Source organism: Bartonella sp. CL71SXKL (genome assembly GCF_042194935.1).
In the GTDB taxonomy this organism is placed as follows: Bacteria; Pseudomonadota; Alphaproteobacteria; order Rhizobiales; family Rhizobiaceae; genus Bartonella.
The window spans coordinates 66,325-81,082 of record NZ_JBHINI010000008.1 but is presented as its reverse complement, the minus strand read 5'-3'; the positions used below and the strand labels follow the sequence as shown (position 1 = coordinate 81,082).

Sequence of the window (14,758 nt, the reverse complement as noted above, 5' to 3'; positions counted from 1 at the left end):
GCAATAACAGCAAATTTTTCAAGCTCTAACCATTATCTTTCGCGTTCTTTTTCCAATATCTTCTTTTCTATTTTTTGTTTTATATATTCTTTGGAAATACAATTGATCGGAGAAGTATTCCCAACAAAAAATTCGTCTTTTCTACATCCACGGGTTGTATGATGCGTGAATAAAAACAGCGCTTATTGCTATAGCAAATAAAATAAAGTGTTTAAACATAGGGTATTTATTGTCTTTTGTTTCTAACGAGCTTTGATAAGTAATTTCTATTGAATAAATCAATATATGTTATTTTTATGTTGGTAAAATAAAACAAATTGTATGTACTTTGGCACTTTGTATCTAAAGATGGCGATAGATAGTTCAAAATGCTTGAAAATGCAGAATACCCTTTGAGAAGCACTTTTCATAAAGTTATGGAATGAATAGATCAAAGTTTATGGTAATTTTGTATACTCTATGATAACTCTGTATAAGATCTCAATTTCATGATCAAGTTTCTCAAGTTCTTTCTTGTTTTTAGCTATACGCTCTTGATATGTCTCTATGTGTTTCATACTGTTTGAGAGACGGGTATGCTCATTAGAGTGTTTTGCTTCATTCACATGTCGCATTGCATCTATTTCTAATTCTATAAGGCTACACAGAGTATTAAATACATGATGTCGTTTTTTGATTATATTCTGCCATTTTTTTATTATATTGACATGTTTTTCATAGAGAGGTTGCGATAACCGCCACTTGTTTTCCAAAAAAAATGTTTTTTCTATCCAGAGAATTTGGTAGAATTTTTCTGACCATCAACTACTTCCATTAACGAGGAAAATGCGGAACAATCTCTCTCTTTCTGTAATCTCTTTTGAAGAGAATAGTTCATTCGAATGAGTATATCCCTTTGAAGAATAAAAAAGATGCGTTGTTAAAAGGGCGATAATTAAGACGTTTCTCAATAAAGACTGTTTAATTAACATTTTTTTTATACCCTTTTTGTGATTGATTATAGTCATTGTGAGAGGGCTTAATGGTTCTTTAGAAGTATTTTGAAAGGCGTTTTATTATCCGTTTAAAGATTTTTTAAATACTGCTTCCATTTTTCAAAAGTGCTATATCTTACGGGCGGTTTTACATTTTCTTTGGGCATCATGGCAAGGTATACCTCTCTAGCCATAACGCACATTGTTGCTGTGTTTCTAAAACGAGTGAGTTCATTGCCTATTATGAGCAGCTCTGTCTGGAGAGTTTGTTCTTTTCGACTAATGCCATTAGGGGAATCCAAAAATTTTTCTGCGTACGCAAACATTGGATCATCAAAGTTTGTTTCAAACTTTGCGTTGAGGAAAATATTTTCTATATAATCCCAATTTTTCCTGTATTTCATCCCGTTAGCTTTAAAAGCCCTAAGTCTTGTTGGTAAGTCGTTAAAGGTAAGTGTGGGCATTGTTTTATCACCTTGCCATAAATCAAAAAAACGTCCACAAAAAACAAGCAATATGTGATAATGTTTAAAAATATTGAATTCTGGAGGATTACTGGGCAATGTTATTAAATGCCTCCAAAATTGACTTTTGTCATGGGGTATGTCTACAGTCCATTCCATATACGCTTTTAAATATTCTACCTCTTTTTTTGCTTTTTCTAATTTCTGAGAATATGCTAAAGGAGTGTAATTTTCATGGACATATTTTTGGTAAAGCCTATCGTATTCAGCGAGATCGCTTACTTGAGTACAACCCAATAATAGGGATACAGAAAAAAACGTTATAAATATTATGACGTACGTTTTGAATAATAATTTCATCATTTTAACGTTTAATGATTTTTGTTGAATAAATCAATATGTGTTATTTTTGTGTTGAAAATATATGTAAAAAATGTATTTAATGAAAACAGCGATAGTGATCATACTGTATCTAAATAAGGGTGTAGTACAGGATAAAACCCCGCACATGCGGGGTTTTATTCGCTGAAGAAGACAAGGACAGAGGAGACAAGGACAGTAGAAAATATAAGGGAGGTCCTGTCACCAAAATGTTTGTTCTAGGGCGGGAGTGGGGAATATCCAAAATGCTCTAAACGAAATATACTTGTTGTGCATAGTCATGCGCTTGTTTTAAAGAGACATCTTGCTCCAAGCTCTTTTTATACTCATTTCATGCCCATTTCATACCGGCGTTCGTGAACTTCATGCTGGGGCTTGTAAATGGTATCGTGAGAGGTAACGATAAAACCTCGTAGATTATAAATATTACACACCTCATCTTTACTTTATGAAAAAGTAAGTTGGTATCATCTTGAGCTCGTTCTCAAGATTGCGACATGGGCTTTAGCTCTTGGGATGATTCATAATCTCATTCACTGTGGGGGGGACTTTTCATAAAAGGTAGGCTTTTCTTGAAAAGTTTTATGCCATACGGATCTTTCTGCTTGTGAACTGTAAGCCTTGTGAACTGTAAGCGAAGAGGGGTGTTTGATTTCAATAGAATAGAGGGGAAGAGAATTCTTCGCTCTTAGGGTTCTTCTGCAAGAGGAATAACGCTATCCGTATAAATTAAAGTATTCGTATAAAAAAGAGCGTCTTGAAAGAGGGATGGCTTAGAGCACGTGGAAAATCATAGTGTATAAAATTGGTAATGAGGGATCTTCTTTGAAACGGCGGGCTATCAATTTTCTGGTATATGGGATGCCTAGTATATGGGGATGTCTGTCATATGAGATGTTTGCCATATGGGAGCGTGGGGTGACTTATTGAAAGCTTTATTGAGGGGGGGCTTTATCACTGTTTGGTTTTTTTCTTTTGGTAAGGGGTGGGGAGAATGGGGAAGGAATTGAGTTGAGAGGAGGTTCTGGAAATGGCTCTGTTAGATTTGTTGTAAATGACGAATAGGATCGATGAAGCTTATTCTAATTTTTAGAGGGAATACTTGTGTTGCTTGAGGTGGATAGAGAGGCTAGAAAGATAAGATTATTCGTTTTGGGGCGGATAAAGGTATCAATGGGATATGTTCAAACAATGAGTTTATAATAATTCATTATTGAGATTTAATTTGAATTTCAATGAGAGCCCGAAATAGTGTGAGATGTTCTTATTTCAAACCTTCTTATTCAAACGCTCTTATATTGAAACAAGTAAAATCGTTTGTCTGCATATTATAAGTGGGGTGAGCTTGTGGGGAAAAATATTCAAGAAATAAAAAAGCCTATACCGTCTCAAGTGTTAAGAAGATGCAACAGTGAGGTTTGGCAAAGAGAAGGATAAGGGGGGTGTCTTACAGGAAGGAAAAAGGGGGAAGCCAATGGGAGGGGGGCTATTCTTTGGGGTGTGTCAATTTCAAAAGCCGCTCATAAAGCATTTTGGAGATTAAGTGCGTCATTGAAGCCATTGATTTTGACGCCATTGAAGCGCATGGTTTAAAGGATGGAGGATGTGATGAAGCCAATGGAGGCTGGGGGAAAAAATTGAGGCTTATAGAGAAGGCTTATAGGGGAAAGAAGAGAGAGGCAAAAGAAGAATAAAATGGTGCTGCGAGAGAGGATTGAACTCTCGACCTCTCCCTTACCAAGGGAGTGCTCTACCACTGAGCTACCGCAGCCCTTTTCAATCTTTGCGCTGTCTTGTGCCATATTGTCAGAAAATAGGCAAGAGAACATTTGTATATTCTTGCAAGAAAACGTATCTTATGTCATGACATATGTTTCTTATATGCTTAAATATTTAAGGTTATGAGTTGCTTGGATAGAAGCTCAACACTGTTTAAAAGGTTGCGCAATGACACAAATGTATCAAAAACAAAAACAAAATGAAATGAATCATCAAGATGAAAAAGCAAAACGACGTCAAGAAAGATTGGCGCAACAATTGCGTCAAAACCTGAAACGTCGAAAAGAACAATGCCGAAAAAGAGCACAAACAGAGCTCTAAAATGCAAAAAGCTCTAAAATGCAAAAAAATGTTTTTTAGTGAAGCTTTGCAACCAAACTTCTCAATAATTTGTTCTCATATTTAGAATGCGTTCTAAAACGATTAATAAAGCATAACTTCCCGAAGGGGGACAATCCTTTGGAAGGGCAGGCACAAAGGAAAAGAGGGAAAACACTATGGATTCTATTCAAATTGTTGGGGGAGAAAAACTTAAAGGAACAATTCCTATATCAGGAGCAAAAAATGCTGCCTTGCCTCTTATGATTGCGGCGCTTTTGACAGAAGAAACGCTTACTTTAGAAAATATTCCTCATCTGGCCGATGTCGAATTGCTTATTCGTATTCTCAATAATCATGGTGTGGGATATGCCGTTGATGGACAAGAGTTTAACGATGAATGTGTGAATTCAAGAACAATTCATTTTACGGCGCAAAAAATAGCCACAACACGGGCGCCATACGAACTGGTGAAAAAAATGCGTGCAAGCTTTTGGGTTATCGGACCTCTGCTTGCACGATGCGCAGAGGCTTATGTTTCGCTTCCTGGAGGATGTGCTATTGGAACAAGACCTGTCGATTTTATCCTTGAAGGACTCAAAACTTTAGGCGCACAGATTTCGATCGAAAATGGATATGTTCATGCAAAAGCGCCAAGGGGCTTAAAAGGTGCTCACTATCGTTTCCCTAAAGTCACTGTTGGGGGAACCCATGTGCTGCTGATGGCGGCGACAACGGCAAAGGGAACAACCGTTCTTGAGAATGCGGCTTGTGAGCCAGAAGTGACAAACCTTATTCGAACCCTGAATGCTATGGGGGCTCAAATAACCGGTGAAGGAACAACAACGCTTACAATTGAAGGGGTGAAAAAACTTAAAGGGACAAAAATACGCGTTATTGCTGATCGAATCGAAGCGGGGACATATGCAATGGCTGTTGCTATGACAGGAGGAGATGTCTTTCTTAAAAATGCAAATCCTAATCATCTCACAAAAGTGCTTAAGGTGCTCCAAAAAACAGGACTCGAGATTCAAATAGAACCTCAAGGAATTCATGTTAAGCGAAATCCAAAGAACACCAAAATTATGCCCGTTGATATTAAAACAGGACCTTATCCTGCTTTTCCAACCGATCTCCAAGCCCAATTCATGGCGCTCATGACACGGGCTGAAGGAACCGCGCATATTACAGAGACGGTTTTCGAAAATCGTTTTATGCATGTTCAAGAACTCAATCGCTTAGGAGCACAGATAAAGCTTGATGGGCAGACGGCAACCGTCTATGGAACAGAGAATTTGCAAGGGGCTCCCGTTATGGCGACGGATTTGCGTGCTTCTGTTTCTCTTGTGATTGCAGCGTTGGCGGCAAAGGGGGAAACAATCGTCAATCGTGTCTATCATCTTGATCGTGGATTTGAGAGATTAGAAGAAAAATTAGTCCGTTGTGGCGCAAAAATCCAACGTATCACAGTGTAAAGCTTTCAAAGATATGCCCAAAAGAATGGCTTTGAGAGGTTGCTTGGGGGGGGGTGGCTGTTGTGTGGGCGGGCCATGCTTTAAGGTTGCGCTTTGTGTGGGGGTGTTTTAGCACAATGCTTGGCTTTTAGGGGCGGCTGGGCTTGGCTTGTGGGGCTGGGCTTGGGCTTGGGGGGAGCTGTTGTGTTGGGCGGGCCATGCTTTAAGGTTGCGCTTTGTGTGGGGGTGTTTTAGCACAATGCTTGGCTTTTTTAGGGGCGGCTGGGCTTGGCTTGTTAGGCTGGGCTTGGCTTGTTAGGCTTGGGCTTTGCTGGCGCATTTTTAATGATTTACTCTCTTGTTTGTGGAATTTTGGAGCCGTATATTCTTGATGGTTTTCTAAATAGCTCTTTCAAACCTCCACCTTTCAAGGGTATGTCAAGGGGATGGCTTTTGTGGCGGCTTTTTTCTTTTCGTAATGGTTGTCTTTTTTGAAGAATTTTGCCCCTCTAACAAGGGGGTAGAGATTATTGTTCTCAGTGTCGTTTACGGCGCTTATAACACGGGGTTGAGGGAACCGCACGAAATTACAGAGACGGTTTTCGAAAATCGTTTTATGCATGTTCAAGAACTCAATCGCTTGAGGGTGCCGATAAAGCACTCCATGGGCGAGAGGGAAACTGTCTCATGGAACAGAGAATTTGCAACAGAGAATTTGGAACAGAGAATTTGCAAGGGGCTCCCGTTATGGCGACGGATTTGTATTTTCGTGCTTGTTGTTTCTCTCGTATTTGTGTTCTTTGTATTATCATTGTCAAAGCAATGTATTAAATAATTTATATTCAAAATGATAGTAAATATTCAAAGTATTTATTGTTTTTTAATATAAAAATATGGTAATAAAATAATTTATGTACTTTTATAGTATTCAAGGAAATTGAAATGAAGAAGACTTTTAAATTATTGAGTGCTTTATTGATTATGATTGGATGTTATCAAGCTCAATTGCCTCAAACGATTGCAGGTACATGGAAAAAGTCTGGTGCAAATCAACTTGAAAAAAAAGTTCTTTATAATGATCCTGAAGATTTTCAGAATGGCCCTGCTTACATAGAATGGTGTATAGTACATGACAAGAATCCGGAGTGTAATCCTTTAAAATCTCGCAATCCATGGAAGTTTAGTAGAACTCTTGGGCACGGGTATTGATGAAAAGGGCGATGTAATCTCTTTAATTGATGAAAAAATGAACATGGAAAACCTATAAAAGACGACCATAACAAAAAAGTAGCTTCATTCTTTAAAAGCTGAGGATGGCATTGTTAATGGGGTGCCGATAAAGCACTCCATGGACTAGAGGCAAATGCATCTCATAAAACAGAGTAGGAGGGCTTGTCATGACGCCTGATTTGCGTGCTTTTTCTTGTCTTTGTTTTTCTCCCGCTCTAAAGGATGCATATTCTTGACTTAAGGTCTGTTTTGTAAAAAGTTCGGATTCTGTTGGCGCGGTTTGACCTACTCCTGACCATTCATGTAGTCCACTTTACAAGGCTCTACGGGGCAAGTCACGCCCATTTATTACACACTCTAAAAACACTTAAATATGTGAAGTTTTACATGCCTTATATCAGGGCTCTGAACAACGATGTTTTACGGCACAACATGATAAACCGCGCTTTTTTTCAGTGAACACTAATGCGTATTGTTATTGGGTTTTTTTTCTGTTAAGAAGCGTATACAGTGTCGTAAAAGAGTTAAGTAAGAAATTTAAATAGCGCGTGAAGCATCAAAGAAACTTTGGAAAAATTTTTGAAAAAATTAGTTTAGGAGAGCTTTTTATAAAAGCCTGTCTTAGAGAGGCAGATAAGTCTTTCATCTTAAGATGGTTTGCTTTACGTTTCAAAACTTGATAAAAATTCAAAAAATATAAAAACTTCGAAAAAAATAGGAAGAGAAGCTTTTTCTGGTATGCAGGGGGGAAAATGGTCAATAAATTAGACAAAAAACAGATTATATTTTTAGCATTGCCACTCATCTTTTCAATCATTGTAGCTTTTTTGGTCAATATAACCATCAATAACATTACAGAAAATGGAACGACGCCTGATGCTTATTGGTTTGTAAGATCAAAGCCACTGGATATTTTAATCCTTATTGCACTTTCATGTTCTTCATTCATCTTATTACAAAAAAGGCATACCAGAAAAAATATCACTATTTCGTCCATGATCATCTTTGGTTTGTTTGCAACTTATTATAGTGCAAATGAATATATCAGACTTAGTCCCTATGTAGGTCAAAATAATATGACATGGGCGGATGTTTTTCCTTTCTTTGATAGGATGGTTTTAGGGGGTGTTATTGTTGGCATTGTTATCCTTGGTTACACGATAAAACTATCATTACCTAAAGCTTCACCTTTGAAAATTTCAAAAAATACGATCTTTGGTGGTGTTCAATGGATGAGTATGAAAAAGATTGAAGAGATTTTTCCTCGTGATGGTGAAGTCGTCATAGGAGAGCGCTATAGAGTCGACAAAGATATTGTTAAAGATGTCCCTTTTAATCCTAAAGACAAAACAACATGGGGAAAAGGTGGTAGACAGCCATTGTTGACATACAAACTTAATTTTGATTCAACTCATATGTTATTTTTTGCTGGTTCTGGTGGTTATAAAACAACCAGTAATGTTATTCCAACTTGTCTCAAATATTCCGGTCCACTGGTCGTTTTTGACCCTTCAACTGAAATCGCTCCAATGGTAAAAAAAACAAGGCAGCTGTCAAACAGAAAAGTATACGTTCTTGACCCCCATGGTTCTTTAACAGAAACTTTTAATCCTTTAGATTGGCTGTTAGATGAAAATCTCCCCTTTTATGAAAGAGAAGCGGGTGTGGTTGAAGTTGCTAGACTCCTTCTTTCTGAAAACTACAAATCAACTTCGACAGACCAATTCTTTGTATCACACGCACATAATTTGTTAACAGGAATACTTGCGCATGTGGTCTTTTCTGATGAATACACATTACAGGAAAAAAACTTAAAAACCCTTCATACGATCATGTCAATGCCAGAACCGTCCGTGATTGGAAAATTGCAATCTATACGATCAAATTCTTCATCCCAATTTATTCGTGAAACCCTTGGCGTTTTTACAAATATGGCGGCGCAAACTTTCTCAGATGTCTATTCTACTGCTGCAAAAGATATACAATGGCTTTCCCTCTCTAATTATGCAGATCTTATCAGTGGTTATGACTTTAAAACTACCGATATAACAAAGGGAAATATTGATATTTTTCTAAATATCCCCTCAAAAATTTTAAAATCTTATCCAGGTGTTGGGCGTGTCCTTGTTGGCTCTTTTCTCAGAGCTATGGAGGCTGCTAATGGTAATTATGCAAAAAGAGTGCTCTTTATTTTAGATAATGCTGATCTTTTAAGATATATGAACATTTTAGAAGAAGCACGTGATCGTGGACGCAAATATGGCATATCTCTCATGCTTTTTTACGAGTCTGTAGAGCAAATAGAACGTTATTTCGGTTCGTTAGGCGTTATGACGTGGTTTGAAAATTGTGCTTTTGTAAGCTATGCCGCAATAAAAGATATTAAAACTGCTGAAAATATATCTAAGGCATGTGGTCAAATGACCATTGAAGTGAAAGATTCAAGCATAACTCTGGGAACATCAGGTATAGAAGGAACAGAGCATTTAAGTTTGCGACAAAGACCCTTAATATATCCACATGAAATAATACAAGAAATGCGAAAAGACGAACAGATTATTCTCGTGCAAGGAGAGCTCCCTATCCGTTGTGGACGCTCTATCTATTTTAGACGTAAGGATTTAACAGCTCTTACTAATGAAAATAGCTTTTCTTCTTAATAAAGCACTTGTTTTTAGTTAAAATGAATAAAATATTGTTGTATTTTTGGATGATATAATTAGAGATAAATTATTTTTATAGTACATTTTTATAGTACAGTGGCTTGAAAATGGGAGAAAGTCATAAACGATATTTCTGCTAAGAATACAAACACCAAAAAAATCAAGACATAAAAAGAGTATCTTATCAATTATAATGCGTGGGGGTGTTCAAGATAATACGTAGAATATTGGCTGTGATATTTAAAAGGTTGCTTTACGCAATCTTCCTTATTTTATTATTCATTCGTAAACCAGTTTTTGCCTTCTTAAACTTCTTTGCTGGTGGCTTGGCTTTATTCCTATTTTTTCTTTTTTTCGGATACACAGCGAGAGTTGCTCCCTATGAACACCAAACAGCAATGGTCATTGATGGTATCATCATGATATTTCTTTGCTTGTTTGCTCATGATGCCTATGAAAGGTTTTTACTACGTCTAGCATCTCCTGATAATGATCTTATACTTATTTCAATAAATAGAGCTCACTTCGTTCACACATAATTTAATCAAAAATGAGAGGTTATCTGCCTCTGATAAAAATACAAATAAAGACTGTTTTTAAATTTTATTGCTAATTTCATGAAATTACTTTATTGGTAAGAGAATGTTTTGGTCGTCTACGCAGCGATCAACAGGGAATGAAAGACCCTAAACTTGAGACACGTATTTATCCAGCTTTATGGATATCCCGGATTTCCGGGAGCTTTTGTTATGTCCAGGTGCTCTCTAGCACTAAAAGCAAAAGGCTGAGTCAAGTTTCAGCTCTTTCAACTCCCGGAATACCAATGCGAGGGCGCTCGCAACCGGCAGGGGAGCTTGAAGTGAAAGCTAAAAATCCACACTTTAACGACATTTCGATAGGCAGAAAAATTCGCTTTAAAAGAACAATGATCGGAATGTCGCAAAAGAAATTAGGCAGTCAGTTAGGTGTGACTTTTCAACAAATCCAAAAATATGAAAAAGGCTCTAATCGTATAGGAGCTGGGCGTTTACAAGAAATTGCTGATATTCTCAATGTTCCTATTTCTTTTTTCTACTCCGATCTCTCAACAAAAGAAAATGTCTTGTATTGCTGTGATGAAAGGATTTCAAGTAAAGAAGAGCATATCCTTTTGAAAAGTTTTAGAGAGCTTAAACCTAAAAAGCAGAAAGCAATTTTGTGTTTGATTGTCTCATGAGATAAAAACACTGTTTTAAATTTATTGCTAATTTCATGAAATTACTTTATAAATAACACTGTAACTTTGGTCGTCTACGCAACGATCAGTAGGGTCTGAAAGCCCTAAAGTTCAGTACATAAGATTAGCCTACTCTTGTGGGTTTCCCAGGATTCCGGGAGTTTTTGCCATGTCCAGGTGCGATGAGCACTAAAAGCAAAAAAAGCTGACTGAACTCAGTACTTTCAGACTCCCGGAATACCAATGCGAGGGCGCTCGCAACCGGCAGGGGAGCTTGAAGTGAAAGCTAAAAATCCACACTTTAACGACATTTCGATAGGCAGAAAAATTCGCTTTAAAAGAACAATGATCGGAATGTCGCAAAAGAAATTAGGCAGTCAGTTAGGTGTGACTTTTCAACAAATCCAAAAATATGAAAAAGGCTCTAATCGTATAGGAGCTGGGCGTTTACAAGAAATTGCTGATATTCTCAATGTTCCTATTTCTTTTTTCTACTCCGATCTCTCAACAAAAGAAAATGTCTTGTATTGCTGTGATGAAAGGATTTCAAGTAAAGAAGAGCATATCCTTTTGAAAAGTTTTAGAGAGCTCAAACCTAAGAAACAGAAGGCATTTTTGTGTTTGATTGTCTCATGAGATAAGAAACACTGTTTTAAATTTTATTGCTGGTCTCCAGAAATTATTTTATGAACAAGCACCAGGGTTCTCGTCGTACAGTGTGGTTGAATGGTGGAACCCAAAGCCTGAAAATCCAAGATGAAACATTAGCCTGCTTTATAAGTATCGCGAGATTCCGGGAGTTTTTGCCATGTCCAAGTGCGCTCTAGCACTAAAAGCAAAAAAGCTGACTGAACTCAGTGTTTTTGACTCCCGGAATACGCATAAGAGGCGCTCGCAACCGGTAGGGGAGCTTGAAGTGAAAGCTAAAAATCCACACTTTAACGACATTTCGATAGGCAGAAAAATTCGCTTTAAAAGAACAATGATCGGAATGTCGCAAAAGAAATTAGGCAGTCAGTTAGGTGTGACTTTTCAACAAATCCAAAAATATGAAAAAGGCTCTAATCGTATAGGAGCTGGGCGTTTACAAGAAATTGCCGATATTCTCAATGTTCCTATTGCCTTTTTTTACGCTGATCTCTCAACAAAAGAAAATGCTTTGTATTACTGTGATGAAAGAATCGGAAGTAAAGAAGAGCATATCCTTTTGAAAAGTTTTAGAGAGCTCAAACCTAAAAAGCAGAAAGCAATTTTAAGATTAAATTTTCGTTAGAATCAAAAAAAAATTAAAGAGGCTCTTGCTAAATAATAAATTATTATATAAAGCTTTTTCTAGAGAAGGGGGTTAACATTTCTCCTCCCCCCCCCCCGCAGAAATGTCCAAATAAAACCTCCTTCTCATCATTTTAAAAATCACGAAAATTTTTATCCTTTATCTTTTATCCTTTTAAAAAGAGTGACTTATTTGTGCTAGAAAAGTTGCTGTATTAGGCAAATTGGAGGGCGGGGTGTTTTTAGGATTTGGGAAGGGCTTGAAAAATCATCTTGCCAAATAGAGTTCTCAAAAGGAAATCTTGGAGAGCAATCATCCAAAGGGCGCACAGTGGAGAGCGATCATCAAAGGGGCGGCTTAAAAGAAGCTACCAAAAATCCGGAACTTCAGGCTTTAAATGAGGACCAATCCGTACCGCTGAGACCTTTTCTGCTAAACCGGTGCGATCTGAAATCTCAACCGCTAAACCACAAAGGGTGGCGGGACCACACGCCGGTTCAAAACGGTCTTGCTTCGTCTTATAAAGAAAACGGTGTAAGGGTTCTTCTTTATCCATTCCAAGAGAGGAGTTATAATCTCCACACATGCCTGCATCTGTTAAATAGGCGCTCCCACCTTCTAAGATCTGCGCGTCAGCCGTGGGAATGTGCGTATGTGTGCCAACGATAACACTCACACGACCATCAAGAAAATGGCCTAAACATTGCTTCTCGCTTGTCGTTTCTGCGTGAAAGTCAAAAATAATCGTATCGGCTTGCTCCATCAACGAACAGGCAAGAAGAATATTTTCCGCTGTTTCAAATGGATCTTCTACTTTGCACGGCATAAAAACGTTGCCCAACAGATTGGCGACAAGAACACGGGCGCCATTTTTTGCCGTAAAAACACCAGCACCTTTTCCGGGAGTTTCTTTCGAAAAATTGGCAGGGCGTAAAAAACGATCACTCTCATGGGCATACTGCAATGCTTCTTTGTGAGAAAAAGCATGATTGCCCGTGGTGACAACATCAACACCGGTCATCAAAAGATCTTGATATGTCTCTTGCTTAAGACCAAAACCACCAGAGGCATTTTCACCATTTACCACAACAAAATCAAGCTGCCATTTCTCAATCAGTTGAGGAAGGTGTTCAAAAACAGCTTTACAGCCTGTGCTACCAACAATGTCACCTAAAAATAAAAAACGCATAGGCGCTTTAATCACACTTTAACATTTTAAGAAACCTTTTTCTGTAAAAATTCCTTGTACCTGTAGATCATGTTCTGCTGCGGGAATAGAGAAAACCTCCTGACATGAAAACCCTATGCCCCATAATGTCATTTGATGCCCTTGTTTTTCAAGAGCTTCAACAGCACGGTCATAGTATCCTCCTCCATAGCCAAGACGGTGACAGTGACGATCAAACGCAGAAAGCGGAACAATAATATTATTGGGGACAACAACGCTATTGTCTGCACTGGGACCAAAGGTGCCAAAACGCATGGGCTCTAAAATCGTGCTGGGCGAAAATGCACGGAAAATCATGGTGGTGGAATCAAGAACTGCTGGTAAGGCTAAATGCCCACCGCGTAACGCTACAGCATCCAGTAAAGGACGCGGGTCAATTTCCGATTTAATGGGCCAATAGCCTGCTAAAATGAGGCGTGAAAAATCGGTTCCCTTCTTTTCAAGGTATTCAATAAAGTGGCAACAAGCACGTTGCGAAAAGAGTGCACGCTCTTCTGTTAAAAGAGCATCACGACGCGATAAACCGCTTTTGCGTTGCTGTGTGCGAAGGGATGAAGCAGATTCACAGAGGGGATTTTGTGTCATTGTCTCGTCAATTGTTTTATAAGATGCTGATATTTTATCCATTGTTGGCGTTTTGTAAATCTCTGTTAGGACAAGAGCTGTGCTCATGAAAAAAAGCATGAAAAAAAGTGTGTGCTCTTTAGGGGGTATCTTGGTGCAACAAGCCGCTTTTGCGTTGCTTGCGTGCGAAGGGGTGAAGCAGATTCACAGAGGGGATTTTGTGTCATTGTCTCGTCAATTGTTTTATAAGATGCTGATATTTTATCCATTGTTGGCGTTTTGTAAATCTCTGTTAGGACAAGAGCTGTGCTCATGAAAAAAAGCATGAAAAAAAGTGTGTGCTCTTTAGGGGGTATCTTGGTGCAACAAGCCGCTTTTGCGTTGCTTGCGTGCGAAGGGATGAAGCAGATTCACAGAGGGGATTATTTTGTCAGTGCTGTCTGTTTTATAAAATAAAGCCCCTCGTCATTTTTATTTCTTGAAAAGAGAGTATCGTCATTGGTCTTATGTAAAAGGACGCTCTCAATTTTAGCTGGAAAAATTTTTATGCAAAAAAGTTATACAAATAAAGGGTGATCCACAACAGCCGATGGAAAAAGCTGATCCCGGGAACCTATACAAATAGGTGGGCGCCATATGAAAAAGCCCACGGGCTTGATCAGGGACAGCTCCCTTGGAGATCATTAAGGTCTCAGGAATACGTTATTTCCTGTCGAGAAGCGCAGAACACCCTCCTTAATATAAAACAATTTCAGAGTTTCTGCTAGAGATAAAATAACCTCGATCTCTTCTTTTTCATAAAGTTTTTCAGGAGAGTTTTTATAACCTTGCTGGTGGTGGTTGTTGAAAATAGCTGTATGATGGATGGCTTATTCAAAGTAAAAAAAGCAAAAAATATGAGTGGGGGCGGGTAGTTGAGTGACGCAGAACGGTTTATTGGCAATCGCTTGATTTTTATGTTTTGTGGGAATACTTTGGGGAGCTTTGAAGGGGAAATATTTTTTATTTAAGGATGTTTGTTTAACTGATATTGCGTCTTTGAAGTTTTTTCCTTGTAGGGAATATTTCAGTGCTGTTTTATCAACTTTGAGGGCAAATTGTGAACGCTTTTCGTTTCTATGATTTTCTAAGTGTAAAAAGGTATCTCCAATCATGGGGTGAAGGCTATGAGAGTGTTCGTGAAGAGCGAAATATAGTAAAAGATAAATATTTTT

General features: G+C 38.1%; 14 protein-coding genes, 1 tRNA gene and 1 other RNA gene. 9 read left to right on the top strand and 7 right to left on the bottom strand.

What is annotated here, in order from left to right:
* Positions 1-437: 437 nt before the first annotated feature.
* Both ACFILA_RS05910 and ACFILA_RS05905 read right to left on the bottom strand, forming a co-directional pair.
* The gene (locus tag ACFILA_RS05910) at positions 438-752 is read right to left on the bottom strand and encodes a hypothetical protein (RefSeq protein WP_375660817.1); all 315 of its coding nucleotides are present in this window, start codon (positions 750-752) and stop codon (positions 438-440) included.
* A gap of 311 nt (positions 753-1,063) precedes the next feature.
* Positions 1,064-1,801 (bottom strand): hypothetical protein, encoded by a 738-nt coding sequence (locus ACFILA_RS05905; RefSeq protein ID WP_273790847.1) that lies wholly within the window; start codon positions 1,799-1,801, stop codon positions 1,064-1,066.
* Between the two features lie 1,550 nt (positions 1,802-3,351).
* Between ACFILA_RS05905 and ACFILA_RS05900 the strand changes: the two genes are divergently transcribed.
* The gene (locus ACFILA_RS05900) at positions 3,352-3,513 is read left to right on the top strand and encodes a hypothetical protein (protein ID WP_375631455.1); all 162 of its coding nucleotides are present in this window, start codon (positions 3,352-3,354) and stop codon (positions 3,511-3,513) included.
* Between the two features lie 2 nt (positions 3,514-3,515).
* Here the strand turns inward: ACFILA_RS05900 and ACFILA_RS05895 are convergent.
* Positions 3,516-3,590: transfer RNA gene (locus ACFILA_RS05895), tRNA-Thr, on the bottom strand.
* Between the two features lie 176 nt (positions 3,591-3,766).
* Between ACFILA_RS05895 and ACFILA_RS05890 the strand changes: the two genes are divergently transcribed.
* The 8 genes from ACFILA_RS05890 (at position 3,767) to ACFILA_RS05855 (ending at position 11,752) form a co-directional block, all read left to right on the top strand.
* Entirely contained in the window at positions 3,767-3,919 is a 153-nt protein-coding gene (locus tag ACFILA_RS05890) for a hypothetical protein (protein ID WP_273790845.1), read from the top strand.
* A gap of 176 nt (positions 3,920-4,095) precedes the next feature.
* Positions 4,096-5,391: a UDP-N-acetylglucosamine 1-carboxyvinyltransferase gene (murA, locus tag ACFILA_RS05885; protein ID WP_273790844.1), complete on the top strand. Its 1,296-nt coding sequence runs from the start codon at positions 4,096-4,098 to the stop codon at positions 5,389-5,391.
* 666 nt (positions 5,392-6,057) lie between these two features.
* A complete protein-coding gene (locus ACFILA_RS05880) occupies positions 6,058-6,201 on the top strand; it encodes a hypothetical protein (protein WP_375660830.1) in 144 nt (47 codons plus the stop codon).
* Positions 6,202-6,312: 111 nt separating this feature from the next.
* The gene (locus ACFILA_RS05875; protein WP_375660816.1) at positions 6,313-6,579 is read left to right on the top strand and encodes a hypothetical protein; all 267 of its coding nucleotides are present in this window, start codon (positions 6,313-6,315) and stop codon (positions 6,577-6,579) included.
* Between the two features lie 773 nt (positions 6,580-7,352).
* On the top strand, positions 7,353-9,260 hold the full coding sequence (gene traG / locus ACFILA_RS05870) for a Ti-type conjugative transfer system protein TraG (protein ID WP_375660815.1): 1,908 nt from the start codon (positions 7,353-7,355) through the stop codon (positions 9,258-9,260).
* A gap of 634 nt (positions 9,261-9,894) precedes the next feature.
* Positions 9,895-10,479 carry a helix-turn-helix domain-containing protein gene (locus ACFILA_RS05865; RefSeq protein WP_375660814.1) on the top strand — a complete coding sequence of 195 codons (585 nt, stop codon included), beginning with the start codon at positions 9,895-9,897 and terminating at the stop codon, positions 10,477-10,479.
* Positions 10,480-10,758: 279 nt separating this feature from the next.
* Positions 10,759-11,115 (top strand): helix-turn-helix domain-containing protein, encoded by a 357-nt coding sequence (locus tag ACFILA_RS05860; RefSeq protein WP_375660813.1) that lies wholly within the window; start codon positions 10,759-10,761, stop codon positions 11,113-11,115.
* Positions 11,116-11,287: 172 nt separating this feature from the next.
* Entirely contained in the window at positions 11,288-11,752 is a 465-nt protein-coding gene (locus ACFILA_RS05855) for a helix-turn-helix domain-containing protein (RefSeq protein WP_375660812.1), read from the top strand.
* A gap of 367 nt (positions 11,753-12,119) precedes the next feature.
* Here the strand turns inward: ACFILA_RS05855 and ACFILA_RS05850 are convergent, their stop codons facing one another.
* The 4 genes from ACFILA_RS05850 to ACFILA_RS05835 all read right to left on the bottom strand — a co-directional run bounded on the left by ACFILA_RS05850 (position 12,120) and on the right by ACFILA_RS05835 (position 14,698).
* Positions 12,120-12,941, bottom strand: coding sequence for a TIGR00282 family metallophosphoesterase (locus ACFILA_RS05850; RefSeq protein WP_273790841.1), 822 nt, complete (start codon positions 12,939-12,941; stop codon positions 12,120-12,122).
* An 18-nt stretch (positions 12,942-12,959) separates the two neighbouring features.
* Positions 12,960-13,565: a 5-formyltetrahydrofolate cyclo-ligase gene (locus ACFILA_RS05845; protein WP_375660829.1), complete on the bottom strand. Its 606-nt coding sequence runs from the start codon at positions 13,563-13,565 to the stop codon at positions 12,960-12,962.
* A 549-nt stretch (positions 13,566-14,114) separates the two neighbouring features.
* A non-coding RNA gene (gene ssrS, locus ACFILA_RS05840) (6S RNA) lies at positions 14,115-14,275 on the bottom strand.
* Positions 14,276-14,413: 138 nt separating this feature from the next.
* On the bottom strand, positions 14,414-14,698 hold the full coding sequence (locus ACFILA_RS05835) for a hypothetical protein (RefSeq protein WP_375660811.1): 285 nt from the start codon (positions 14,696-14,698) through the stop codon (positions 14,414-14,416).
* Between the last annotated feature and the right edge of the window lie 60 nt (positions 14,699-14,758).

Excerpts from the sequence above, each read along its gene's own strand:
- ACFILA_RS05875 (WP_375660816.1), top strand. The coding sequence starts at position 6,313 with ATGAAGAAGACTTTTAAATTATTGAGTGCTTTATTGATTATGATTGGA.
- ACFILA_RS05850 (WP_273790841.1), bottom strand. The coding sequence starts at position 12,941 with ATGCGTTTTTTATTTTTAGGTGACATTGTTGGTAGCACAGGCTGTAAA.
- ACFILA_RS05880 (WP_375660830.1), top strand. The coding sequence starts at position 6,058 with ATGGAACAGAGAATTTGCAACAGAGAATTTGGAACAGAGAATTTGCAA.
- ACFILA_RS05855 (WP_375660812.1), top strand. The coding sequence starts at position 11,288 with ATGTCCAAGTGCGCTCTAGCACTAAAAGCAAAAAAGCTGACTGAACTC.
- ACFILA_RS05845 (WP_375660829.1), bottom strand. The coding sequence starts at position 13,565 with ATGACACAAAATCCCCTCTGTGAATCTGCTTCATCCCTTCGCACACAG.
- traG (WP_375660815.1), top strand. The coding sequence starts at position 7,353 with ATGGTCAATAAATTAGACAAAAAACAGATTATATTTTTAGCATTGCCA.
- ACFILA_RS05905 (WP_273790847.1), bottom strand. The coding sequence starts at position 1,801 with ATGATGAAATTATTATTCAAAACGTACGTCATAATATTTATAACGTTT.
- ACFILA_RS05835 (WP_375660811.1), bottom strand. The coding sequence starts at position 14,698 with ATGATTGGAGATACCTTTTTACACTTAGAAAATCATAGAAACGAAAAG.
- ACFILA_RS05890 (WP_273790845.1), top strand. The coding sequence starts at position 3,767 with ATGACACAAATGTATCAAAAACAAAAACAAAATGAAATGAATCATCAA.
- murA (WP_273790844.1), top strand. The coding sequence starts at position 4,096 with ATGGATTCTATTCAAATTGTTGGGGGAGAAAAACTTAAAGGAACAATT.